This window comes from Streptomyces sp. Y2F8-2 (assembly GCF_014905555.1).
GTDB lineage: Bacteria > Actinomycetota > Actinomycetes > Streptomycetales > Streptomycetaceae > Streptomyces > Streptomyces cynarae.
Genome location: NZ_BNGS01000001.1, coordinates 695,910 through 719,129 on the forward strand (window position 1 = coordinate 695,910; position 23,220 = coordinate 719,129).

At 71.1% G+C, this 23,220-nt stretch carries 16 protein-coding genes; 2 read left to right on the forward strand and 14 right to left on the reverse strand.

Annotated elements, in window-relative coordinates; all coding sequences use genetic code 11:
- Positions 1–127: 127 nt before the first annotated feature.
- From proB to SY2F82_RS03180, 7 genes are all read right to left on the reverse strand, one after another.
- Positions 128–1,255 (reverse strand): glutamate 5-kinase, encoded by a 1,128-nt coding sequence (proB, locus tag SY2F82_RS03150; protein WP_200417356.1) that lies wholly within the window; start codon positions 1,253–1,255, stop codon positions 128–130.
- A gap of 245 nt (positions 1,256–1,500) precedes the next feature.
- Positions 1,501–2,937 carry a GTPase ObgE gene (gene obgE / locus SY2F82_RS03155; protein ID WP_200417357.1) on the reverse strand — a complete coding sequence of 479 codons (1,437 nt, stop codon included), beginning with the start codon at positions 2,935–2,937 and terminating at the stop codon, positions 1,501–1,503.
- Between the two features lie 138 nt (positions 2,938–3,075).
- Positions 3,076–3,330, reverse strand: a complete 255-nt coding sequence (gene rpmA / locus SY2F82_RS03160; RefSeq protein ID WP_014672692.1) for a 50S ribosomal protein L27 — start codon at positions 3,328–3,330, stop codon at positions 3,076–3,078.
- A 14-nt stretch (positions 3,331–3,344) separates the two neighbouring features.
- Positions 3,345–3,665: a 50S ribosomal protein L21 gene (gene rplU, locus SY2F82_RS03165; RefSeq protein WP_200417358.1), complete on the reverse strand. Its 321-nt coding sequence runs from the start codon at positions 3,663–3,665 to the stop codon at positions 3,345–3,347.
- Between the two features lie 278 nt (positions 3,666–3,943).
- Positions 3,944–7,996, reverse strand: coding sequence for a ribonuclease E/G (locus SY2F82_RS03170; protein WP_200417359.1), 4,053 nt, complete (start codon positions 7,994–7,996; stop codon positions 3,944–3,946).
- 263 nt (positions 7,997–8,259) lie between these two features.
- Positions 8,260–9,036: a TIGR03936 family radical SAM-associated protein gene (locus tag SY2F82_RS03175; RefSeq protein WP_200417360.1), complete on the reverse strand. Its 777-nt coding sequence runs from the start codon at positions 9,034–9,036 to the stop codon at positions 8,260–8,262.
- A 184-nt stretch (positions 9,037–9,220) separates the two neighbouring features.
- On the reverse strand, positions 9,221–10,753 hold the full coding sequence (locus SY2F82_RS03180; protein WP_200417361.1) for an alpha/beta hydrolase: 1,533 nt from the start codon (positions 10,751–10,753) through the stop codon (positions 9,221–9,223).
- Between the two features lie 245 nt (positions 10,754–10,998).
- Here SY2F82_RS03180 and SY2F82_RS03185 point away from each other — a divergent pair, with 245 nt between their 5' ends.
- Positions 10,999–11,886 (forward strand): alpha/beta fold hydrolase, encoded by an 888-nt coding sequence (locus SY2F82_RS03185; protein WP_200417362.1) that lies wholly within the window; start codon positions 10,999–11,001, stop codon positions 11,884–11,886.
- A gap of 100 nt (positions 11,887–11,986) precedes the next feature.
- Positions 11,987–12,682, forward strand: a complete 696-nt coding sequence (locus SY2F82_RS03190) for a DUF899 family protein (RefSeq protein WP_200417363.1) — start codon at positions 11,987–11,989, stop codon at positions 12,680–12,682.
- A 52-nt stretch (positions 12,683–12,734) separates the two neighbouring features.
- Here SY2F82_RS03190 and SY2F82_RS03195 read toward each other — a convergent pair whose 3' ends face one another.
- The 7 genes from SY2F82_RS03195 to mrdA form a co-directional block, all read right to left on the reverse strand.
- Positions 12,735–13,550 (reverse strand): class I SAM-dependent methyltransferase, encoded by an 816-nt coding sequence (locus SY2F82_RS03195; RefSeq protein ID WP_200417785.1) that lies wholly within the window; start codon positions 13,548–13,550, stop codon positions 12,735–12,737.
- Between the two features lie 438 nt (positions 13,551–13,988).
- Complete coding sequence (locus SY2F82_RS03200; RefSeq protein WP_236041072.1) at positions 13,989–14,840, reverse strand: hypothetical protein; 852 nt, start codon at positions 14,838–14,840, stop codon at positions 13,989–13,991.
- Between the two features lie 345 nt (positions 14,841–15,185).
- Positions 15,186–15,452 (reverse strand): hypothetical protein, encoded by a 267-nt coding sequence (locus SY2F82_RS03205; RefSeq protein ID WP_200417365.1) that lies wholly within the window; start codon positions 15,450–15,452, stop codon positions 15,186–15,188.
- Between the two features lie 459 nt (positions 15,453–15,911).
- A complete protein-coding gene (locus SY2F82_RS03210; RefSeq protein ID WP_200417366.1) occupies positions 15,912–17,870 on the reverse strand; it encodes a TIGR03960 family B12-binding radical SAM protein in 1,959 nt (652 codons plus the stop codon).
- Positions 17,871–18,049: 179 nt separating this feature from the next.
- On the reverse strand, positions 18,050–19,549 hold the full coding sequence (locus SY2F82_RS03215) for a CYTH and CHAD domain-containing protein (RefSeq protein ID WP_200417367.1): 1,500 nt from the start codon (positions 19,547–19,549) through the stop codon (positions 18,050–18,052).
- Positions 19,550–19,759: 210 nt separating this feature from the next.
- A complete protein-coding gene (gene rodA / locus SY2F82_RS03220; RefSeq protein WP_200417368.1) occupies positions 19,760–20,959 on the reverse strand; it encodes a rod shape-determining protein RodA in 1,200 nt (399 codons plus the stop codon).
- Positions 20,956–23,208, reverse strand: coding sequence for a penicillin-binding protein 2 (gene mrdA / locus SY2F82_RS03225; protein ID WP_200417369.1), 2,253 nt, complete (start codon positions 23,206–23,208; stop codon positions 20,956–20,958). Before mrdA ends, rodA begins: the two co-directional genes overlap by 4 nt.
- Between the last annotated feature and the right edge of the window lie 12 nt (positions 23,209–23,220).

The following is a 23,220-nucleotide window of genomic DNA, read 5'->3' on the forward strand; positions in this document are numbered from 1 at the left end:
CCCGAGACCCAGTGGAGCAGGCCGCGCGGGCCCGTGGGGCGGTTTTGCGGAACGTCCCTCACCGGACGGGGCCCGCGGGGCGGGACTTTCGGCCTGTCGCTCAGGCGCGGAACGCGGGCTTACGGCTTCACGGGTGCAGGACGACCAGGTCGTCCCGGTGGATGACCTCACGTTCGTAGGCGGGGCCCAGTTCGCGCGCCAGTTCCCTGGTCGAGCGGCCGATCAGCCGGGGGATCTCCTTGGCGTCGAAGTTGACGAGCCCGCGTGCGACCGCCCGCCCCTCGCTGTCACGCAGTTCGACGGGGTCGCCCGCGCTGAAGTCGCCCTCGACCGCGGCGATGCCGGCGGGCAGCAGCGACTTGCGGCGTTCGACGACCGCGCGCACGGCTCCGTCGTCGAGGGTGAGGGCGCCCTGCGGGGTGGAGGCGTGCTGCAACCACAGCAGCCGGTCCGCGGAGCGCTTGCCGGTGGGGTGGAAGTACGTGCCGGTGTCACGGCCCGCGAGGGCGTCGGCGGCGTGCACGGCGGAGGTGAGCACCACGGGAATGCCGGCCGCCGCCGCGATGCGGGCCGCCTCGACCTTGGTGACCATGCCGCCGGTGCCGACGCCGGCCTTGCCCGCGCTGCCGATCTCCACGTGCGCCAGGTCCTCCGGGCCCCGCACCTCCGCTATCCGCGAGGTGCCGGGCTTGCTGGGATCCCCGTCGTAGACGCCGTCCACGTCCGACAGCAGGACCAGCAGGTCGGCGTGGACGAGGTGGGCGACGAGCGCGGCGAGGCGGTCGTTGTCGCCGAAGCGGATCTCGTCGGTGGCGACGGTGTCGTTCTCGTTGACGACCGGCAGCGCGCCCATCGCGAGAAGCTTGTCGAGGGTGCGGGAGGCGTTGCGGTGGTGGGCGCGACGGCTGGTGTCGTCGCCGGTCAGCAGGATCTGGCCGACGCGGATGCCGTAGCGGGCGAAGGAGGCCGTGTAGCGGGCGACCAGAAGGCCCTGGCCGACGCTGGCGGCGGCCTGCTGGCGGGCCAGGTCGCGGGGGCGGCGGCGCAGACCGAGAGGCGCGAGGCCGGCGGCGATGGCACCGGAGGAGACGAGGACGACCTCCCTCTCCCCACCGCTGCGGTGTTTGGCGAGCACGTCGACCAGGGCGTCGACGCGGTCGGCGTCGAGCCCGCCCGCGGCCGTGGTCAGTGAGGAGGAGCCCACCTTGACGACGATCCTGTGGGCCTCTTCCACGGCCTGTCTTGCGCCTGCCACCTGCTGTTCTTCCCCTCGCGCGCGATACCCGCTCCCGTCCGGCAATCTACGCGAAGACGCACGGGTGCCGCGCACCGGTCCAGGAAGCGGACGGTGACCGCGGCGCGCCGTCCGGTCACCGAGACGTCACACCAGCCGCACCGCCGGCACGCCCGCTCGACCCGCAGTCCGGCGGACGCGCGGGAGGAGGCCTTCGTGCGCAGCACTGCGGGCAGCCGGGGGCCGACCCCCGGCTGCCGCGGCTGTCAGAACGGCTCGAAGTCGTCGAACTCCTGCTGTGCCTCGTCGTGTTCGGCCTGCCGTTCCTTGCGCCGCTGCGCAGCAGGCCGTACGCCCTCGAACCGGTGGTCCTCGCCGCGTCGTCCGAGCATCTCGGCGCCGGCCATCAGCGACGGCTCCCAGTCGAAGACGACCGCGTTGTCCTCGGGTCCGATGGCGACGCCGTCCCCGGCCTTCGCGCCCGCCTTCATCAGCTTTTCCTCGACGCCGAGGCGGTTCAGCCGGTCGGCGAGGTAGCCCACGGCCTCGTCGTTGTTGAAGTCGGTCTGGCGCACCCAGCGCTCGGGCTTCTCGCCGCGCACGCGGAAGAGCCCGTCGGCCTCGCGCGTGACGGTGAAACCGGCGTCGTCGACGGCCTGCGGCCGGATGACGATCCGGGTCGCCTCCTCCTTCGGCTTGGCGGCACGCGCCTTCGCGACCAGGTCGGCCAGGGCGTACGACAGCTCCTTCAGCCCGGTGTGCGCGACCGCGGACACCTCGAAGACGCGGTAGCCGCGGGCCTGGAGGTCGGGCCGCACCATCTCGGCGAGGTCCTTGCCGTCAGGCACGTCGATCTTGTTGAGGACGACGATGCGCGGGCGGTTGTCGAGGCCGCCGTACTGCCTCAGCTCCTCCTCGATGACGTCGAGGTCGGAGACGGGGTCGCGGTCGGACTCCAGCGTGGCCGTGTCCAGCACGTGCACGAGGACGCTGCACCGCTCGACGTGCCGCAGGAACTCCAGGCCCAGCCCCTTGCCCTGGCTGGCACCCGGGATGAGCCCGGGAACGTCGGCGATGGTGTACACGGTCGAGCCCGTGGCGACCACGCCCAGGTTCGGGACGAGGGTGGTGAACGGGTAGTCGGCGATCTTCGGCTTGGCGGCGGACAGCACGGAGATGAGCGAGGACTTGCCCGCGCTCGGGTAGCCGACGAGGGCCACGTCCGCGACGGTCTTCAGCTCCAGCACGATGTCCTGCACGTCGCCGGGCTCGCCGAGCAGCGCGAAACCGGGCGCCTTGCGGCGGGCCGAGGCCAGCGCCGCGTTGCCGAGGCCGCCGCGGCCGCCCTGGGCGGCGATGTACGACGTGCCGTGGCCGACCAGGTCGGCCAGTACGTTGCCCGACTTGTCGAGCACGACCGTGCCGTTCGGGACCGGCAGGACGAGGTCCTGGCCGTCCTTGCCGGAGCGGAAGCCGCCCTCGCCGGGCTTGCCGTTGGTGGCCTTGCGGTGCGGGGAGTGGTGGTAGTCGAGCAGCGTGGTGACCGACTGGTCGACGGTGAGGATGACGTCGCCGCCGCGTCCGCCGTTGCCGCCGTCGGGGCCGCCGAGCGGCTTGAACTTCTCACGGTGGACGGAGGCACAGCCGTGGCCTCCGTTACCCGCGGCGACGTGCAGTTCGACGCGGTCCACGAAGGTGGTCATGGTTCAGTGCCTCCAGAAAACGTACGGGGTGTGTGCTGTCCGACAGCTGTCCAACAAGCGAAAGGCGGACCCGCCTTCCCGACCGGGAAGTGAGGTCCGCCTCGCTGAACGTTCGGTCGTAGCCGTGAATCAGGAGATTCAGGCGACGGGAACGATGTTCACGACCTTGCGGCCACGGTGGGTGCCGAACTGCACCGAACCGGCCTGCAGCGCGAACAGCGTGTCGTCGCCGCCGCGGCCGACGCCCGCGCCCGGGTGGAAGTGGGTGCCGCGCTGGCGGACCAGGATCTCACCCGCGGAGACGACCTGACCGCCGAAGCGCTTCACGCCGAGCCGCTGGGCGTTGGAGTCGCGACCGTTCCGGGTGGACGATGCGCCCTTCTTGTGTGCCATCTGTTCTCAGTCCCTTACTTCGCAGCCGTGGGGATCTCGGTGACCCTGATCGCCGTGTACTGCTGGCGGTGGCCCTGGCGACGGCGGTAACCGGTCTTGTTCTTGTAGCGCAGAATGTCGATCTTCTGGCCCTTGTGGTGGTCCACGACCTCAGCCTGGACCTTGATGCCGGCCAGCACCCACGGGTCGCTGGTCACGGAGTCGCCGTCGACCACGAGCAGGGTCGAGAGCTCGACCGTGTCGCCGACCTTGGCGGTGGAAATCTTGTCAACCTCGACGATGTCGCCGACAGCAACCTTGTGCTGACGACCACCGCTGCGCACGATCGCGTACACGCGGAACTCACTCTCTCGCTCGGGAACGGCACCCCCGCAGGCCAGCCGCCCTGCGAAACGCGCGAGCGACCTCTCCCGGCCGGTCCTTGCGGCCCGCGTCCGGGAGGAAGAGGTTTACGGGGATGTGGCGCATCAGTGGACACGCCGACGGTCAAGGTTACGGGGCCGGGTCGGGAAGGGTCAAACCGGGTCCTGTCCGCCACTGCCCCACACGACGGCGGCCCGCCCGGACAGATCCGGGCGGGCCGCCGTCGTGACGGTGCCGTCGCGTCGAAGGGTCAGTCCTCCGCGGTGACCGAAACGGTCGGCTGTGCCGACTGCTCGGCCGCCGCCGTCTTCTTGGCCGCCGCCTTCTTGGCGGTCGTCTTCTTCGCGGCGGTCTTCTTCGCGGCCGTCTTCTTGGCCGCCGTCTTCTTGGTGGCCGCCTTCTTCGCCGTGGCCTTCTTGGCGGTCTTGCGGGCCGCCTTCTTGGCGGGCGCCGCCGCCTCGGGCTCGGCCTCCGCCGGGGCCTCGGTCTGCTCCGCCGGGGCCTCAGCCGCCGATGGGACGACCACGACCGCCGTCTCCTCCGACGAGGTCGGCGCCGTGGCCTTGCGGACGGCACGGCGGCGCGGACGGGCCGGAGCGCTCTCCACGGGCGCCTCGGCGGCCGGCTGGGCGGCCGGCTCGGCCACGGGCTCAACCGGAGCCGGGGCCGGGGCTTCCGGCTCCTCGGCGGGCTGTGCCGCGGCCTCCGGGACCGTCACCACGGCCTCGGCGGGCGAACCGGCCGGCGTCGACGCCTTGCGGGTCGCCCGACGGCGCGTACGGCCCTTCGGCGCGGCCTCCTCCTCGGCGGGCGCGGGCGCCTCGACGACCGGGTCCTCGGCCGCCACCGGCTCCGCCTCCGCCTCGGACCGCGACTTCGGTGCGCGCTCGTCCGTACGGGACTTCGGCGCCCGCTCCTCGGCCCGCGGGGCGCCCGCCGGAGCCGACGCCCGCCGGCTCACCCGGCGCCGCGAACGGCCACGGGACGCGGCGGCCTCCGCCTCGGCCACGCTGCTGTACAGCTCCTCGTCCGGCGCGACCGAGTCCATCAGCGACTCCGTCACGGCCGACTCCGACAGCGCCGCCGGAGCCGCGACCTCGGGCTCGGCGACCGTGGCCTCGAGGGCCTCCTCGACCTCGGCCTCGACCGCGACCGCCTCGTGCGTCTCGGGCTCTGCCTCGGCACCGCCCCGGCCGCGCTTCCTGCGCTTGCCGCCGCCGGCCGCGGCCGCCTGGTCCATGTGCACGATCACGCCACGGCCGTTGCAGTGCACGCAGGTCTCGGAGAACGACTCCAGCAGGCCCTGTCCGACCCGCTTGCGGGTCATCTGGACGAGGCCCAGCGAGGTCACCTCGGCGACCTGGTGCTTCGTACGGTCCCGGCCCAGGCACTCCAGCAGGCGCCGCAGCACCAGATCCCGGTTGGACTCCAGCACCATGTCGATGAAGTCGATCACGATGATGCCGCCGAGGTCGCGCAGCCGCAGCTGGCGGACGATCTCCTCGGCCGCCTCCAGGTTGTTCCTGGTGACGGTCTCCTCGAGGTTGCCGCCCTGACCGGTGAACTTGCCGGTGTTGACGTCGATGACGACCATCGCCTCGGTCCGGTCGATCACCAGCGAACCGCCGCTGGGCAGCCACACCTTGCGGTCCAGCGCCTTGGCGAGCTGCTCGTCGATCCGGTACGTGGCGAAGACGTCGACCTCGCTGGTCCACCTCTGCAGGCGCGGCGCGAGGTCCGGCGCGACGTGCGAGACGTATCCGTGGATCGTCTCCCAGGCGTCGTCACCGCTGACGATGACCTTGGAGAAGTCCTCGTTGAAGATGTCGCGCACGACGCGGACGGTCATGTCCGGCTCGCCGTACAGCAGCGTCGGCGCGTTGCCGTTCTTCGACTTCTTCTGGATCTCCTCCCACTGCGCCTGGAGCCGTTCGACGTCCCGGCGCAGCTCGTCCTCGCTCGCACCCTCGGCGGCGGTGCGCACGATGACGCCCGCGTCCTCGGGGACGATCTTCTTGAGGATGGTCTTCAGCCGGGCCCGCTCGGTGTCGGGCAGCTTGCGGCTGATGCCGGTCATCGAGCCTTCGGGGACGTACACGAGGTAACGGCCCGGCAGGGAGACCTGGCTGGTCAGGCGGGCGCCCTTGTGGCCGATCGGGTCCTTCGTCACCTGGACGAGGACCGACTGCCCGGACTTGAGGGCGGACTCGATGCGGCGCGGGCCGTTGGCCATGCCCAGCGCCTCGAAGTTGACCTCACCGGCGTAGAGCACCGCGTTGCGGCCCTTGCCGATGTCGATGAAGGCGGCCTCCATCGACGGCAGCACGTTCTGGACCTTGCCCAGGTAGACGTTGCCGACGTACGACGTCGACTGCTCCTTGTTGACGTAGTGCTCGACGAGCACGCCGTCCTCGAGGACGCCGATCTGCGTGCGCTCGCCGTTCTGCCGGACGACCATCACACGCTCGACGGCCTCGCGGCGGGCCAGGAACTCGGCCTCGGTGATGATCGGGACGCGGCGTCGGCCCTGCTCGCGGCCCTCCCGGCGGCGCTGCTTCTTCGCCTCCAGACGGGTCGAGCCCTTGATGGACTGCACCTCGTCGGACGGCTCGGCGGCCTTGCGCGGCTCGCGGACCTTGACGACCGTGCGCTCCGGGTCGTCGGGCGTCGGCTCGTTGTCGACGAGCACGTCACCGGCCCGGCGGCGGCGCCTGCGACGGCGACGGCTGGTGCTGCTGGAGGACGCCGTGTCCTCGGCGTGCTCCTGGGCCTCCTCGTCGTCCTCCTCCACCTGCTCGGCGGTGTCCTCGGCGTCCTGCGCGGCCTGCTCGGCGGCGAGTTCCTCGGCCTCGTCACCCTCCGCGGACTCGCCCTCGGCCTCGGCGGACTCGCCACGGCGACGACGGCGGCCACCGCGGCGGCGGCGCCGACGCGAACCGGTCTCCTCGGCCTCCTCGTCCTCGGCGGACTCCTCCGCCTCCTCGGCCTCCTCCACCTCGTCGGTGGTCTCCGGTGCCACGGCCACGGGCTCCTCGTCACCGCCCCGGCGACGGCGGCGGCGGCGCGCACCGGCGGTCTCCTCCTCGGCGGCCTCCTCCTGCTCCGCCGCCTCGGCGGCAGCGGCAGCGGCGGCCCGCTCCGGGGTCTGGAACATCGGCTCGGTGAACACCGGCGCCTGGAACACGGCCACGGCGGGTCGTGCGGGCCGCTGCGCGGCCTCGGACGCCTCGTCGGCGCCGGAGGCGGGCTGCGCGGGCTCGGAGAAGCCGCCGGCGGCCCTGCGGACGACACGACGGCGACGACGCGGGGCGGCCTCCTCGGCGGCCGGCTCGGCCTCGACCGCGGGGGTCTCGGGCGCCGAGGCGGGGGCGTGGGCGCCTTCCTCGACGACCTCGGCCTTCTCGCTCGCGCCGGCCGTACCGGCGGCCTCGGCCTGCGGGGCCTCGTCGGCGGCGCCCTCGGGCGCGGCGGCCGACGCGGACACCCGGCGGGTGGCACGGCGACGGGTACGACGGGCGGGCTCCTCGGCGGCGGGGGCCTGGGGCTCCTCGGCGGGGGCCTGCACGGCCGCCTTCGTCTCGGCCTCGGCGGCCGCCTCCTGCTCCGCGGCCTCGGTGCGGGCGGGCGCTGCGGAGGGCGCCGAGACGCGGCGCGTGGCACGGCGACGCGCACGAGCCGGAGCGGGTGCCTCCTCGGCGACCGGCTCGGCCTCGACCGTGGGGGTCTCGGGCGCCTCGCCACCGTCGCCACCGGCGGGCACGACGACCTCGACGGTCTCGGCCGCCGCGGGCGACCCGGTGGGCGCCGACGCACGTCGCGTGGCACGCCGACGCGGACGAGCGGGAGCGGACACCGCCGCGGCGACCGGCTCGGCCTCGGCCTCCGGGGCCTCGGACTCCTCGGCGCCGTCCCCACCGGCGGGCACGACGACCTCCACGGCCTCCGCGGTCGCGGGCGCCCCGGCGGGCGCCGACGCACGGCGCGTGGCACGCCGACGCGCACGAGCCGGAACGGGCGCCTCCGCGGGGGCGGGCTCGGCTTCGGCGGCACCGGAAACGGCGGCCTCGGCCACCGCCCCGGTCTCCTCGGTCTCTTCTGCCCCAGCGGTCGGGGGCTCCGCCTCCGCCGGTATGGCCGGCCCGGCCCCGTTCGCGGGGTCGGGCACCGTGACCTCGCCGGTCACGGCGTCGGCGCTCGGCGGGCCCGCCGGGCGCGAGGCGACGCGGCGCCGACGGCGCGGCGGCAGGGTGTCGCTGGGGGTGTTGTTCTCGGAACCCTCGGTGGGTTCGGTCGGTTCGAGCATGCGGGCGTTTCTCCCGTCAGGCTCCCGGGCGCCGCGCCTGGTCCGGCATGATCGCCGTTGACGTCCGCGGCTCGCGCTGTGCGCGGTGCCGCCGTCCGGGGCGCGGGCGCCGCACGGGAGCTCTCTGTGTCCTGTCTCGCCGGTTCCGTACTCCTTGTTGTGCACGGCCTGGCGAAAGTCTTCTGGTCGGTGCGCTGCCCGACCCAGGTGGCTCCCGAGTACGAGGGCGGCGCTACGACGTACGTCCCTGCGCGGGACCTTCCTTACGCCGGCGCCGTCGCGGCGGCAGTAGCGGCGGCCTGATGCGGCTCGGTCGCTGCTGCCTCGCGGTCGGGCGCGAGCGGGTCGGTCACCGTGCCGGTCTCTTCATCGAACAGCCCCTGCGCCAGCCTGGTCACCGCTGCGGGGACCGGCGGCGCCAGGTCGGCCACGGCGCGGAGACCGGACAGGACGTCGTCGGGTCGTACGGCAGGCGTCACGTGCCGAACAACCAGCCGCAGTATCGCACAGGGCTGGTCGCTCGGCCTATCAGCCTGCGAACTGTGCGCTTCGACGCGCTCCAGGCTCGCGACGGCGGGACGGGCGTCGAAGGTGCGCATGCCGTTCTTGGTCAGGCGCTGGACCTCGACGCTCTCGGCCGCGTTGAAGGCCGCGACGGCACGCTCTGCCTCCGCCGGGTCCACACCGTCCAGCCGCAGCTCCCACACGGAGGCCGTCAGCCGGTCGGCGAGCCCCGACGTGCGGGCCTCGACCGCCTCCAGGACGTCGAGCCCGGCGGGCAACGACTCGTCGAGGAGGACACGCAGCCGCTCCGGATCGCGCGCCTCGGTGAGCGCGATCTCCAGGTACTCCGCCTCACTGCCCGTGCCGGTGGGTGCGGCATTGGCGTACGACACCTTCGGATGCGGCGTGAACCCGGCCGAGTACGCCATCGGCACCTCGGCACGGCGCAACGCACGCTCGAAGGCGCGCTGGAAGTCACGGTGGCTGGTGAACCGGAGGCGGCCGCGCTTGGTGTAACGCAGTCGAATGCGCTGCACCGCGGGTGCGGGCGGCGGGCCTTCGGGCTGTCGCTTGCCCAGTGTCGTTCAGTCCTTCGTGAGAGCGGTGGTACTCCTACCTACATTACGTGTCCGGCGGCCCAAACGTTCCCGCCGGGCACCCGCATCTACGGGTGCCCGGCGGTGCCGGCTCGCGAAACCCCTGCGCGGGAGACCTCGAAGATCACACGTACGAGCCACGGCGTGACGGCCCCTTCGGGCAGCGGACGTCCCGCTCGGGCCGCTCTCCGGTCGCCAGGAAGCGGGAGACGGTGCGGTCGCCGCACGCGTTCCCGTTGGCCAGGTAGGCGCCGTGGCCGGTGGAGTCGACGGTCACCATGACGGCACGCGCCCCGAACGCCTCGCGGAGCTTCCGCGCGCCGCTCAGCGGGGTGGCGACGTCGTGTGCGTTCTGCACGAGCAGGATGCCGGAGGGCCCTCTCGGCGTGATCCGGACCGGCGCCTGCTCCGGCGGGTACGGCCAGGCGGCGCAGACCATCGCGTTCCGGGGCATGCCGGCGGTCAGCGGGTGTTCCCGGCGGCTCTCGGCGACACCGTCGCGGTACGCGGCCGCCGACCTGGGCCAGGCCACGTCGTTGCAGATGGTCGCGGCGCTGACCGCGGTGACGTTCTGCAGCACCGCATCGGGCTGCGCGGCGGGCGCGGGCGGGACGGTGCCGTTCCGGGCGGCCAGCATCAGCTTCGCCAGGGCGGGGAAACGGCTCGGCGTGTAGAAGCTGTCGAGCATCGCCTGGCGCAGCACGTTGCCGTTCAGCTCCTCGGGGTTGGCGCCCGGCCAGGGGATCGGTGCGCGGTCGAGGCGTGCGGCCAGGCGCAGGAACAGCGGTCGCACCTCTGCCGCCGTCACGGCCACCCGGTCAGGGTTGCCGGGCGCCGAGGCCCACCGGGCGAACTCGGGGAAGGTGTCCTCGACGCCGGTCTCGTACGCGGCGAGCCAGGCCCGGGAGACCCTGACGGGGTCGGGGTCGTCGTTGCTGTCGAGCACGACGCGGTCGGTGCGCTGCGGGAACAACTGGCTGTAGACGGCGCCGACGTACGTACCGTACGAGACACCCCACGCGGAGAGCCTGCGCTCGCCGAGCGCGACGCGGATGCGGTCGATGTCGCGGGCCTCGTCGACGGTGCTGATGTGCCGGATCAGCTCACCGCCGTTGCGCGCGCAGGCGTCCGCCGTCCGCCGCGCGGTGGCCATGTTCCCGATGACCGACCCGTCCGCCGCGGGCCAGGGCCGCAGCTTCGACAGTGCGAGGTCGCCGTGTTCGAGACCGCAGCTGACGGAGGTGGAGGGCGCGAGCCCGCGCGGCGCGAAACCGATCAGGTCGTAGGCGTCCCGCACCTCCTGCGGCAGCTTCTGCCCCTTGCCCGACGGGTCGTTGAGGCTGGAGCCTCCGGGGCCGCCGGGGATCAGCAGCAGCGCGCCGCGGCGGGCGGACGGCTTCTCGCCGGGGATGCGGGAGACCACGACGTCGATCTTCCGGCCCCCGGGGTCGGCGTAGTCCATCGGCACCTCGACGGACGCACACCGCTGGCGGGGATCGAGCCCATGACCCTCGCACCTGGTCCAGTTCAGGGAGGGGGCCTCGGCGGAGGATGCGGATGCGGATGCGGTCGGGGAGACGGTCAGCGGGGCGGCGATACAGAGGACGGCGGCGGATACGGCGGTCCAGACGGCTCTCGTGCTGCTGGTCTGCTTCATGCCGATGAGCCTCGCGGATCACGACCGTCCTTCCCATCCGGCCAACGTGCCTGTCCCTACGGGGGTTTGCCCCCGCAGGCCCCCTCCGGGCCGCCCTGCCACCGCGCGGAGGACATGCCGCTCAACGGACGGCCCGAGACGCCGGTTTCACCCGATTGCACCGGATGAGCGGGCTCCACGGCACCGATGCGTCAACGCTGATGTGCGTACACCCCAGAGGAACCCCAGCGGAAAGCGAGAAGGGCATGAGCACATCCACGGTCCACGGCATACGTCGCCGCACACATCGCTGCCGCATCGCCGCGGCGGGATGCGCCGTCGCCACCCTGAGCGCGGTCACGGCGGCTCCGGCCGTCGCAGACAGCGGCGCAAGCGATCCCAAGCCCACCATCGTCCTGGTGCACGGCGCCTTTGCCGACGGCTCCAGCTGGAACGGGGTGATCGAACGGCTCGAGAGCCGCGGCTACACGGTCATGGCCCCGGCCAACCCACTGCGCGGGCTGTACAGCGACTCCGCCTACATCGCCTCGGTGCTCAAGAGCGTCAAAGGCCCCGTGGTAGTGGTCGGCCACTCCTACGGAGGAGCCGTGATCAGCACGGCCGCAGCCGGCAACCCCCAGGTGAGGTCCCTCGTGTACATCTCAGCGCTGATGCCCGACGTGGGCGAAAGCGGCATGTCGCTGTCCGCCCGCTTCCCCAGCGCCCTGGGCACCGCCACCACATCGGTGCCCTACCGGACGGGCGACGCCGGCGGAACCGACCTGTACCTCAAGCGGGACAAGGTGCACCCGGTCTTCGCCGCCTGCCTGCCGGCGAGCGAGGCGAATCTGCTGGCGGTGACCCAGCGGCCCGCGGCCAGCACCGCGTTCTCGGAGAAGGCCCAGGTCGCGGCGTGGAAGAACATCCCCTCCTGGGCCCTGGTCGGCCGTCAGGACATGACCATCAGCCCGGACCAGGAACGCTTCGAGGCCAAGCGCGCCGGCTCCCACACCGTGGAGATCGACACCTGCCACGTGTCCCTGATCGCCCGCCCCGACGCCGTCACCGACCTGATCCTCCAGGCCGCCACCGCTGCCCCTACCGGGACCACGCGCCCGGCGCTCGTGCGACGCGCAGGCCCTGCCGGGCGGTGAGCCGGCAAAGACGGTACGGCCTGCGACCGATGAGTTCCGGAGCGCGGTGCGGTCTACCTCTGGACAAGCGAAAGCCGCGCACGAGCTCTGTGAGGCGACCATGACCAGCCCCGCACTACCACCCGTCGTCGACACCGCCACCTGGGAACGCCGGCTCGAGGCACTGCGTGCCCGGGAGAAGGCCGCGACGCGGGAACTCGACGCCATCGCCGCCGAGCGTCGTCGCCTGCCGATGGTCGAGATGCCCGACTACACCCTCGAGGGCGAGGACGGCCCCGTTCGGCTGGCGGACGTCTTCGAAGGCAAGAGGCAACTGATCGTCTACAACCACATGTGGTTCGCCGGCAAGGAATGGCAGTGCCCGGGCTGCACGGGGTTCACCTCGCAGTACACCCGCCTGGAGTTCCTGGACAACTACGACGCACGATTCGTCATCGTCACCCAGGGCCCGATCAAAGAGGCGCTCGCCTACAAGCAGCGGGTCGGCAACCGGATGACCTGGTACTCGACAGCCGACAGCTCATTCGGGGCCGACGTCGGCGCACCGCCCGGCGGAGGATTCGCGGTCAACGTGTTCCTGCGCGACGGCGACACCGTCTACCGCACCTGGCACACCAACGGCCGGGGCACCGAGCAACTCAGTCACAGCTTCGCGCTGATCGACGTCCTGCCGTACGGACGGCAGGAGGAATGGCAGGACTCACCCGAGGGCTGGCCTCAGTCGCCCACCTACAGCCGGTGGGCGAGCTCCGAGGACATCGCCGCGCTCTACGGCCCGGGCCCCGGCGGCGGCTGACCTATCACGGCCGATGAGCGGGGCGACTCGGTGCCATGACATGCGGGGTGCTCTACCGGCGGACCGCCGAGATCAGTCCGCCGGGCCGCTCCTCGCGCTGCGGCGGGGTGCTGATCGGGCGGCCGTAGGCGGCGGCGCGCTCGCGCAGGGTGTGGCAGCTGGCCTCCCAGCCGTGCCCGGCCAGCCAGCCCACCGGGTCGTCGGGCATCTCCGAAACCCACATGGACGCGGCCGATCCCGGCACGGCGTCCGCGCCGAAGCGCTCGATCACACCGCGCGGGCCCAACGTCAGCCCCATCCGACTGCCTGCCGCCGACTGCGCGCTGATCCGGGCCAGCAGCAGTTCCACCGCGTCCTCGGGCAGATAGATCAGCAGTCCTTCGGCGATCCACACGGTCGGCACCGCCGGGTCGTGCCCGGCGGCGGCCAGCGCGCCCGGCCAGTCCTCACGCAGATCGACCGCGACGGTGATCCGCTCGCAGCGTGCGACGGCCCGCTCCTGGCGCAGCACCGAAGCCTTGAAGTCCAGTGGCGCGGCGGTGTCGACCTCGAACAGCCGGGTGCCCTCGGGCCAGTCCATCCGGAAGGCCCGGCTGTCCATGCCGGCGCCGAGCAGCACGACCTGCCGCACCCCGGACGCGGAGGCCTGCTGCAACAGGTCGTCGAGGAACTTCGTCCTGATGACGATGGAGAACGCCACGCCCTGCCGGCGGCGTCGCGCGGCCTCGTCACCGGGCAGCGGCGGCGAGGAGAGCCCCAGGCCGCCGGCGGTGGCGAAGGCCTGCGCCAGTGGGTCGCGGAACAGCGCGTTCTCCCGCTCGGTCTCCAGGGCCCGCACCCTGGCCACCCCCACCGCCGTGGCCCACACTCCCGACGGCTGCACCCGCTCCTGCTCATCAGTCACCGCGCCAGCCTAGACGGTCGATTCCAGGGGGCCCTGATGAGTGGAGCCAGGTTCATGCGCGGCCGGCCGGTCATACGCGCACTGACCGACCTGGATGTGCGTGTCCATCTGAGGGCTGAACCACACCGAAGACTGGGCCGGTCCAGCGCCGTGGACGGTTCTGCGGGGTTTGGATGAAGAACCCACCGCCCGGCGCAGCACCCCTTATCTCAGCCTCATGTACTGGACATCCCCTGGACATCCCGCAGCGCGACGTCCAAGGAGGGAGGGGCATCACGCAACGAGCCAGGGTCACCTACCCGCAGTGAGGAGGCGCTCCCTAGCCGTTTCTGTGCTGGACCGCGGAATGCGTGTCCATGAACCTGCGGTCCCCTGGGCGAGGGCTCGCGCCCCGACCAGTGCCTACCGTTGACTTGCTTCCGGGCGGGCCGCTGCGACCTCCGGGCCGACTGTCTCAAGGCTCGGTGTCACGGCCTTGCGCTCCTGAATGTGCGCGTAGGCCATCAGGCCGAACAGGACCGCGAGCAGCACGGCCGAGGAGCCCGCGGTGCCGAGGTTCAGTCCGCCCTTGGCGACCGGCTTGGTGAGGAAGTCGCCGGCGGTAGCGCCGAGGGGGCGGGTGAGGACGAAGGCGATCCAGAACAGGAGGACGTTCGGGACGGCGGGCACCTTCATCAGGACGACCAGCACGACCAGCACGCTGGACACCAGCGCCGCACCACCCAGGTAGCCGAGTCCGGAGCTGTCGGACAGGAAGTCACCCATCGAGGTACCGAGGGTGTTGGAGACGAGGATCGCCGCCCAGAACAGGGCCTCGCCCTTGAAGGTGACGATGTCGCGGATCTGGAACGTCATCCCGCTGATCCTCCAGGCGAGGAAGATCGCCAGGAGGATGGAGACGAGGATCGCGGCTCCCTCCGGGTAGCCGAGGCCGAGGCCTTGCGGACCCCAGCCCAGCGAAGAAGCTCCGCCCGAGAGGTACTTGTCGCTGGCGTCGCGGTTCATGAAGTCAGACATCGTCGTGCCGGCCATGCTGGTCGACAGGATCACGGTCCAGTAGAAGAACGGGTTGTACCGCGAGGACCGCAGCTGCACCACCAGCGTCACCGCGAAGATCAGGAACAGGGCGATCGTGGTGAGGAAATAGCCGATTTTGAGCGTCTGGGAGAACAGGTCGCCCGCCGTCTCCCCCAGGGTCGTCGCGGCGATCTTCATGATCCAGAACGCCAGCGTGACCTCGGGCAGCTTCTTCATCACAGACTTCGTCGACGTCAAAAGGGTGCTCCTGTACTTGTGGGGGTTGGATCTCCGTTCGACCCTGACAAGATCAACCTGAACGCATCCTGGACGTGCGCACCATGGATCTTGCGTCAGTGCGCCCGCTGTGTTTTACCTGTCAACCTCTGCATCGTCCGCACCTCGCATAGCAGCCGCCGCTCCAGCTCGAACTCCCAAGCCGGAAGCGGCGGAGGCTAGGGCCCGTCAGCGCACCGGAAGGCCTCCGGTTCTACGATTTACGGCGGCCGGGCTCGCCGTGTTCACCTTCGGCAGGCTCCGCCGAAGGCACCAGAGAGAGCTCGGCCAAGCTCGGCGCCGCCCTCATGTGGCAGCCTCAGCCCCACTCAGCTCAGAGATCGGCCCGACCACTTCCCGCCGCATGTGTGGCGGCTCAGCGGGTTTGTGAGCTGCATCGCCAGGGTGACCACGAAGGCCAGTAGGAAGATCATCGCGCCGACGGCGTAGCCGAGGTTCAATGACGCCGGTGACGAAATTCGATGCCGACTCGCCCAGTGCGGTTGTGACGATCTTGGTCGCCCTGAACATCGCGCCGACCATCGGCAGCTTGCTCACGGCAACCTTGCTCATCGACGGTCCCATCCTCACCCCTTACGAGGCACCGGCCTGCCCAATCCCTCGTGGCGGACCGCAGACCTGGCCCGCGAGTCCATAGGTCCCCAACGCGGACGCTCGATCCCGCTTCATCCTGCTGATCCACCCGACAGGGCGACGGTCGAGGGGCGCCCGACAGATAAAGCACCTGCCGGCTTGGCACGGGTGCTGCGAAAACCACCGAGCCCTCTCCTGATCAGGGAGAGGGCTCAGGACGGCATGCAACTGCGCAAGGGGCCGTAGGGAGCTCAGACCCACTCCACCTTTGAGTGGATGTCCGAAGGGCCCCCAGGAGGCGGCAGCGGCGTTCTCGGCGTATCCCGCGCAGGCCTCTGCCGCCTAGCCTGAGCACCGAGCGCGTTCAGTACGGCAGCTCTGTCTTCCTCGCTGATAATCCGCCAAGGCCTCGGCCAGCGCCGTAACGCGGCACTCACGTCAGTGGGCGTGTTCGCTGGTCGCAGACCTCTTGACCGTCAGCGGAAGCAACTTCTTGCCGGTCGGGCCGATTTGTATGGCCGTGTCCATCTGCGGACACACCCCGCAGTCGAAGCAAGGCGTCCACCGGCAGTCCTCGACCTCCGTCTCGTCGAGGGCGTCCTGCCAGTCCTCCCAGAGCCAGTCCTTGTCGAGGCCGGAGTCGAGGTGGTCCCAGGGGAGGACCTCCTCGTAGGTGCGCTCGCGGGTGGTGTACCAGTCGACGTCCACGCCGTAGGGGGCCAGCGCCTTCTCCGCGCACGCCATCCAGCGGTCGTAGGAGAAGTGCTCTCGCCAGCCGTCGAAGCGGCCGCCGTCGTCGTACACCGCGCGGATCACCGCGCCGATCCGGCGGTCGCCGCGCGACAGCAGGCCCTCGACGATGCCCGGCTTGCCGTCGTGGTAGCGGAAGCCGATCGAGCGGCCGTACTTCTTGTCGCCGCGGATCTTGTCCCTCAGCTTCTCCAGGCGCGTGTCCGTCTCCTCGGCGGAGAGCTGGGGCGCCCACTGGAAGGGAGTGTGGGGCTTGGGGACGAAGCCGCCGATCGAGACCGTGCAGCGGATGTCGTTGGAGCCCGAGACCTCGCGGCCCTTCTGGATCACGCGCGTCGCCATGTCGGCGATCTGGAGGACGTCCTCGTCGGTCTCCGTCGGCAGGCCGCACATGAAGTACAGCTTCACCTGGCGCCAGCCGTTGCCGTAGGCGGTGGCGACCGTGCGGATGAGGTCTTCCTCCGAGACCATCTTGTTGATGACCTTGCGGATGCGTTCCGAGCCGCCCTCCGGGGCGAAGGTCAGGCCCGAGCGGCGGCCGTTGCGGGTGAGCTCGTTCGCGAGGTCGATGTTGAACGCGTCCACGCGGGTGGAGGGGAGCGAGAGGCCGATCTTGTCGTCCTCGTAGCGGTCCGCCAGGCCCTTGGCGATGTCGCCGATCTCCGAGTGGTCCGCCGAGGACAGGGAGAGCAGGCCCACCTCTTCGAAACCCGTGGCCTTCAGGCCCTTGTCGACCATCTCGCCGATGCCCGTGATGGACCGCTCACGGACCGGGCGCGTGATCATGCCCGCCTGGCAGAAGCGGCAGCCTCGGGTGCAGCCCCGGAAGATCTCGACCGACATGCGCTCGTGGACCGTCTCCGCGAGCGGGACGAGCGGCTGCTTGGGGTAGGGCCACTCGTCGAGGTCCATGACCGTGTGCTTCGACACGCGCCACGGGACGCCGGAGCGGTTGGGGACCACGCGGGCGATACGGCCGTCGGGGAGGTACTCGACGTCGTAGAACGCCGGGACGTACACCCCGCCGGTCTTCGCCAGGCGGAAGAGGACTTCCTCGCGGCCGCCGGGGCGGCCCTCCGCCTTCCAAGCACGGATGATCTTGCTGACCTCGAGGACCGCCTGCTCGCCGTCGCCGATCACCGCGCAGTCGATGAAGTCCGCGATCGGCTCGGGGTTGAAGGCCGCGTGGCCGCCCGCCATGACGATCGGGTCGTCGACGGTGCGGTCCTTGGACTCCAGCGGGATGCCGGCGAGGTCCAGGGCCGTCAGCATGTTCGTGTAGCCCAGCTCCGTGGAGAAGCTGATGCCGAACACGTCGAAGGCCTTCACCGGGCGGTGGCTGTCGACGGTGAACTGAGGGACGCCGTGCTCCCGCATCAGCGCCTCCAGGTCCGGCCACACGCTGTAGGTGCGCTCGGCGAGGACGCCCTGCTGCTCGTTCAGGACCTCGTAGAGGATCATGACGCCCTGGTTGGGCAGCCCGACCTCGTAGGCGTCGGGATACATGAGTGCCCAGCGGACGTCGCACTCGTCCCACGGCTTGACGGTGGAGTTCAGCTCGCCGCCCACGTACTGGATCGGCTTCTGCACGTGTGGCAGCAGAGCTTCGAGCTGCGGGAACACCGATACAGCGGCTTCGGCAGACATCTCGCGACTTTCGTGAGCTGGACGGAACTGTCAGGGGTGACCATCTAGCCTAACGCGGCCGGGACACCTCCTCGGACGCCCGCAGGGCAGGGGTCGCAGGGCAGGGCCGCAGGGCAGGGGTCGCAGGCGCCGGTCAGCCCGTCCCGCCTCGGCATCGAGCCCGGGCAGGCCCCATCCGCTCAGACGTCCGCTTCCGCCTCCACCGCCTGCCACAGTTCCGGCAGGGCCGCCTCCGCCGCTGCCGCCCGCTGTTCCTCGCGGCCGTACAGGACGCCGTAGGTGAACGCGTTCTCCCCCGCCGTGTGTGCCTGTGACGAGAGCTCTCGCAGGGCGATCCGGGCCATCACGCTGTCCTGGTGGTCGCCGAGCAGGGTCTGCAGGGACTTCATCGCCGTGGCCAGGGATTCGGCGGGGCCGCCCAGGGCGGGTGCGGCGGCCTCGGCGGCGTACCGGGTGCGCTTGGCCTTCTTGCGGGCCTCGTGGATGGCGAGGTCGCGGTCGGTGCCCGGTGGCTGGTCCAGGGCGCGGCCGATCAGGTCGGCGACCTTGCGGACGTCCTTCCGTACGGCCTTGGCGATCACCTTGGACGGTTTCCCGGCGGCCGCCTTCAGCAGGGGCGGGTCGGTGACCAGGGCGTCCAGTGCGTCCAGCAGTCGCAGGTAGCGCTCGCCGTCCAGGACCGCGATCAGCCGGCGCCGGGAGCCGCCGCGCCCCGCGCGGGACCAGGTGCGCAGCCGGCCGCGGACCGGGCCGACGACCAGGTGGCGGGGCAGTGCGGCGACGGCGGCCGTCAGGCGTTCGGTCAGCACCTCTTGGTCGCGGTCCACGCCCAGCTCGCCGGCCAGCCACTTCAGCTCGTCGGCGATCGGGACGGTGACGGCGGGGTCGAGGACCTTGGCGTAGGAGCGGAGTGTGCTGCGCAGTCGGCGGGTGGCCACGCGCAGGGCGTGCACGGAGTCGAAGGCGTCCTGGCGTACCGCGGGGTCGAGGGCGACGATCGCGTCCCGTTGGGCGCGGACGTAGGCGAGGACGTGGTCGCCCGCGGTGGCCGGTGGGGGCTGCTCACCGGTCGTGGTGGGCCCGCCGGTCTCCTGCAGTGCCCTGGCGAGCTTGGAGTGGGACGGTGAGCGGTGCACTCCGGCCTTGCGGAGTCTCTTCTCGACCTTGTCGAGGAAGCGGGGGTCGGCGTCGTCCGCGAGTTCGACCTCGATCTCGGTCCAGGCGGCGGTGCCGGTGCCGCCGCTGAGCCGCTCGGCGCGGACGTGGTCGAGGCTGACCTCGGCGAGCAGGGCGCCGTCGGCGTCGACGAGGTGGCGGACGTGGCGGGCGGAGCGCAGGCGTACGAGGGGGACGAGGGGGGTGTCGCGGACGCGGGAGCGGACGAGGGCGGACAGGGAGGCGGGGACGGTGTCGGAGAGCGGGGCGCGGATCTCGTCGCGGACCCCGTCGGCGACCGGCAGCTTGAGGTGCCAGCCGGCGTCGGCGCCTCCGGTGCGGCGGCGCAGGGTCAGACGGGCGCGGGCCAGTCGTTCGTCGGCCGTGTCGTAGTAGGTGGCGTCGAGTTCGGCGACGCCCTTGTCGATGACGGCCGAGACGCCCGCGACGCCGGTCAGGTCGGGCAGTTGGTCGTCGGCTGCGGCCTCGTACTTGCGCTCGATCTCGCGCTTGGTGTCCGCCATGACGCGAATCTAGTGGGAATCGGTGCGGGACGGCAGGGGTGCCACTGGGCCCGTCATGCCTCCGGCCCGAGCGAAGTCGAGCGTGGGGGAGTTCGAGGACGAGGCCGTTCAGGCCGATCGGGGGTCTGGGGCGGAGCCCCGGAGACGGCCGCCGCGACGGCCGCACCGGACGACCGGCCCGCACCGGACGGCGGCCCGACCGCCGAAGGCCTACGCCGACATCGGCCGCTCCACCCGGATGGACTGCAGCAGTCCCACCGCCATCCAGACGGCGAACATCGAAGAGCCGCCGTAGGACACGAACGGCAGTGGCAGGCCCGCGACCGGCATGATGCCGAGGGTCATGCCGACGTTCTCGAAGGACTGGAAGGCGAACCAGGCGATGATGCCGGCGGCGACGATCGTGCCGTACAGCTCCGTCGTCTCGCGGGCGATCCGGCAGGCCCGCCACAGGACGACGCCGAGCAGGACGAGGATCAGGCCGGCGCCGAGGAAGCCCAGCTCCTCCCCCGCGACCGTGAAGACGAAGTCGGTCTGCTGTTCGGGCACGAACTGGCCCGTGGTCTGGGAGCCGTGGAAGAGTCCCGCGCCGGTCAGTCCGCCGGAGCCGATGGCGATGCGTGCCTGGTTGGTGTTGTAGCCGACGCCGGAGGGGTCGAGGTCGGGGTTGGCGAAGGCGGCGAAGCGGTTGATCTGGTACTCGTCCAGGATGTGGAGTTGCCAGACGGCGATCGCGCCGACGGCGCCCGCGGTGAGCAGGCCGAAGATCCAGCGGTTGGGGGCGCCGGAGGCGAGCAGCACGCCCAGCACGATGACCGCCATGACCATCGTGGAACCGAGGTCCGGCATGAGCATGACGATCATCATGGGGATGGCGGCCAGGCCCAGGGACTGCGCCACGGTCCGGTGATCGGGGTACGGCTTGTCGCCGGCGTCGACCCGGGCCGCGAGCAGCATCGCCATGCCCAGGATGATCGTGATCTTCACGAACTCGGAGGGCTGGAGGGAGAAGCCGCCGCCGAAGACGAGCCAGTTGCGGTTGCCGTTGATGGTGGCGCCGAGCGGGGTGAGCACCAGCAGCACCATGAACAGCGAGATGCCGTACAGGATCGGCACGGCGGTGCGCAGGGTGCGGTGGCCGAGCCAGATCGTGCCGATCATCAGGGCGATCCCGATGCCGGTGTTCATCAGGTGCCGGATCAGGAAGTAGTACGGGTCGCCCTGGTTGATCTCGGTGCGGTTGCGGGTGGCCGAGTAGACGAGGGCCGTGCCGATCAGGGACAGGGCCAGGGCAGACAGCAGTATCGGCCAGTCGAGGCGGCGGGCCAGGCCGTCGCGGGCGAAGATCCGCGTCCAGCCGGCCCGCTCGGGCCCGTACCCGGAGACGGAGAAGTTGTTCGCTCCGGTCACGTGAGGGTCCTCCGCCTCTTCTTGGGGCGGCCCGTGCGCCGTCGGGTGTCGCGGTTGCTCGCGGTCGGCGACGGCGCGGTGGCCGGCGGGTTGTCGGTGGGCGCCGTCTGCCCGGGCGACGGGCTGGCCTGGTTGGCGTTGGGGTCGTACTTCTCGATCTTCGGGGAGACGATCGAGCCGTCGGGCTGGATCTTGGGCAGGCCCTGCTGCGGGGTGTAGAGCAGGGCCTTCTTCTTGTCGATCGAGCCGTCGGACTGGACGCCGTACAGCGCGTTGTAGATGTTGTGGACGGCCTCACCGGAGGCGCCGGAACCGGTACCGGCCTGGGAGATCGTCATCACGACCGTGTAGTCCTTGGAGAACGTGGCCAGCCACGACGTGGTCTGCTTGCCGTAGACCTCGGCGGTACCGGTCTTGGCGTGCAGCGGGATCTTGTCCTGCGGCCAGCCGCCGAACTTCCACGCGGCGGTACCGCGGGTGACGACGCCCGCGAGGGCCTCCTCCATGACGTCCCGCGTCTTGGCGTCGATCGGCAGCCTGCCGTGCGACTTGGGCTTGATCTCGGTGACCTTCTTGCCGTCGGGGCTGACGATCGCCTTGCCGATGGTCGGGTCCCACAGCGTGCCGCCGTTGGAGATCGCCGAGTACATGACGGCCTCCTGGATCGGGGTCAGGAGAGTGTCGCCCTGGCCGATCGAGTAGTTGATCTCGTCACCCTCGCGCATCTTGTTGCCCTCGAGGCAGTTCTCGTACGCGATCTTCTCGACGTAACTTCCGTCCTTCTTGCCGGTCTTGCACCAGGCGTCCTTGTTGGCCTCCCAGTACTTCTGCTTCCACTCGCGGTCGGGGACGCGGCCGGAGACCTCGTTGGGCAGGTCGATGCCGGTGGGCTTGCCGAGGCCGAACTGGTGGGCGGTCTTGAAGAACCAGTCCTTGGGCTGCCCCTTCTTGGGGTTGATGCCGCCGTCCTTCTTCCACTCGTTGTCCGCGAGGCCGTAGAAGACGGTGTCGCAGGAGACCTCCAGGGCGCGGCCGAGGGAGATCGGGCCGAAGTTCTCCCCCTCGAAGTTCTTGAAGACCTGGCCGCCGACCGAGTAGGAGCTCGTGCACGGGTAGTGGCCGTCGAAGTCGTAGCCGGCCTGGATCGCGGCGGCCGTGGAGACCACCTTGAAGGTGGAACCGGGCGCGGACTGGCCCTGGATGGCCCGGTTGAGCAGCGGGTAGTCGGAGTCCTTGCCGGTGAGCTTCTTGTAGTCCTTGGCGGAGATCCCGCCGACCCACACGTTCGGGTCGTACGTCGGCGCGGACGCCATGGCGATGACGCGGCCGGTCTTGGCCTCCATCACGACGACGGCACCGGAGTCGGCCTTGTACTTCTCCCCGGTGATCTTGTCGAACTGGGTGCGGGCGACTTTCATCGCCCGGTCCAGCTCGTACTCGGCGACCCGCTGCACCCGGGCGTCGATGCTCGTGACCAGTTTGGAGCCGGGTTCGGCGGCGTCCGACTTGGCCTTGCCGATGACCCGGCCGAGGTTGTCGACCTCGTAGCGGGTGACGCCGGCCTTGCCGCGCAGCACCGCGTCGTACTGGCGCTCGAGCCCGGAGCGGCCCACCATGTCGGAGCGCAGATACGGGGAGTCGGTGTTCTTCGCCTGCTGGATCTCCTGGTCCGTGACGGGCGAGAGGTAGCCGAGCACCTGCGCGGTGTTGGCGTCGCCGGGGCTCGGGTAACGGCGCACGGCCTCCGGCTCGGCGGTGATGCCGGGGAAGTCCTCGGAGCGCTCACGGATCTGGAGGGCCTGCCGGGGCGTGGCCTCGTCGGTGATGGGGATGGGCTGGTACGGGGAGCCGTTCCAGCAGGGCTGGGGCGTCTTGGCGTCGCACAGCCGGACCTTGTCCATCACGTCCTGGGGCTTCATGCCCAGCACACCGGACAGCTTGGTCAGGACGGCCTTGCCGCCGTCCTTCATCTTCATCAGGTCGGTGCGGGACGCGGAGACGACGAGCTTGGTCTCGTTGTCGGCGAGCGGGACTCCGCGCGCGTCCAGGATGTCACCGCGTACGGCGGGCTGGACGACCTGCTGGACGTGGTTGCCGGACGCCTCCTTCTGGTACTGGGCGCCCTCGCGGATCTGCAGGTACCACAGGCGGCTGCCGAGAGTGCCGAGAAGGGAGAAGACGAGGATCTGGATGACGACGAGCCGGATCTGGACCCGTGGAGTCCGCCCGGTCTCAGGAATGTTAGTCATGGGCGCAGCCCA

Excerpts from the sequence above, each read along its gene's own strand:
- obgE (WP_200417357.1), bottom strand. The coding sequence starts at position 2,937 with ATGACCACCTTCGTGGACCGCGTCGAACTGCACGTCGCCGCGGGTAAC.
- rpmA (WP_014672692.1), bottom strand. The coding sequence starts at position 3,330 with ATGGCACACAAGAAGGGCGCATCGTCCACCCGGAACGGTCGCGACTCC.
- SY2F82_RS03170 (WP_200417359.1), bottom strand. The coding sequence starts at position 7,996 with ATGCTCGAACCGACCGAACCCACCGAGGGTTCCGAGAACAACACCCCC.
- SY2F82_RS03180 (WP_200417361.1), bottom strand. The coding sequence starts at position 10,753 with ATGAAGCAGACCAGCAGCACGAGAGCCGTCTGGACCGCCGTATCCGCC.
- SY2F82_RS03185 (WP_200417362.1), top strand. The coding sequence starts at position 10,999 with ATGAGCACATCCACGGTCCACGGCATACGTCGCCGCACACATCGCTGC.
- SY2F82_RS03190 (WP_200417363.1), top strand. The coding sequence starts at position 11,987 with ATGACCAGCCCCGCACTACCACCCGTCGTCGACACCGCCACCTGGGAA.
- SY2F82_RS03200 (WP_236041072.1), bottom strand. The coding sequence starts at position 14,840 with ATGAAGAAGCTGCCCGAGGTCACGCTGGCGTTCTGGATCATGAAGATC.
- SY2F82_RS03205 (WP_200417365.1), bottom strand. The coding sequence starts at position 15,452 with ATGAGCAAGGTTGCCGTGAGCAAGCTGCCGATGGTCGGCGCGATGTTC.
- SY2F82_RS03210 (WP_200417366.1), bottom strand. The coding sequence starts at position 17,870 with ATGTCTGCCGAAGCCGCTGTATCGGTGTTCCCGCAGCTCGAAGCTCTG.
- SY2F82_RS03215 (WP_200417367.1), bottom strand. The coding sequence starts at position 19,549 with ATGGCGGACACCAAGCGCGAGATCGAGCGCAAGTACGAGGCCGCAGCC.
- mrdA (WP_200417369.1), bottom strand. The coding sequence starts at position 23,208 with ATGACTAACATTCCTGAGACCGGGCGGACTCCACGGGTCCAGATCCGG.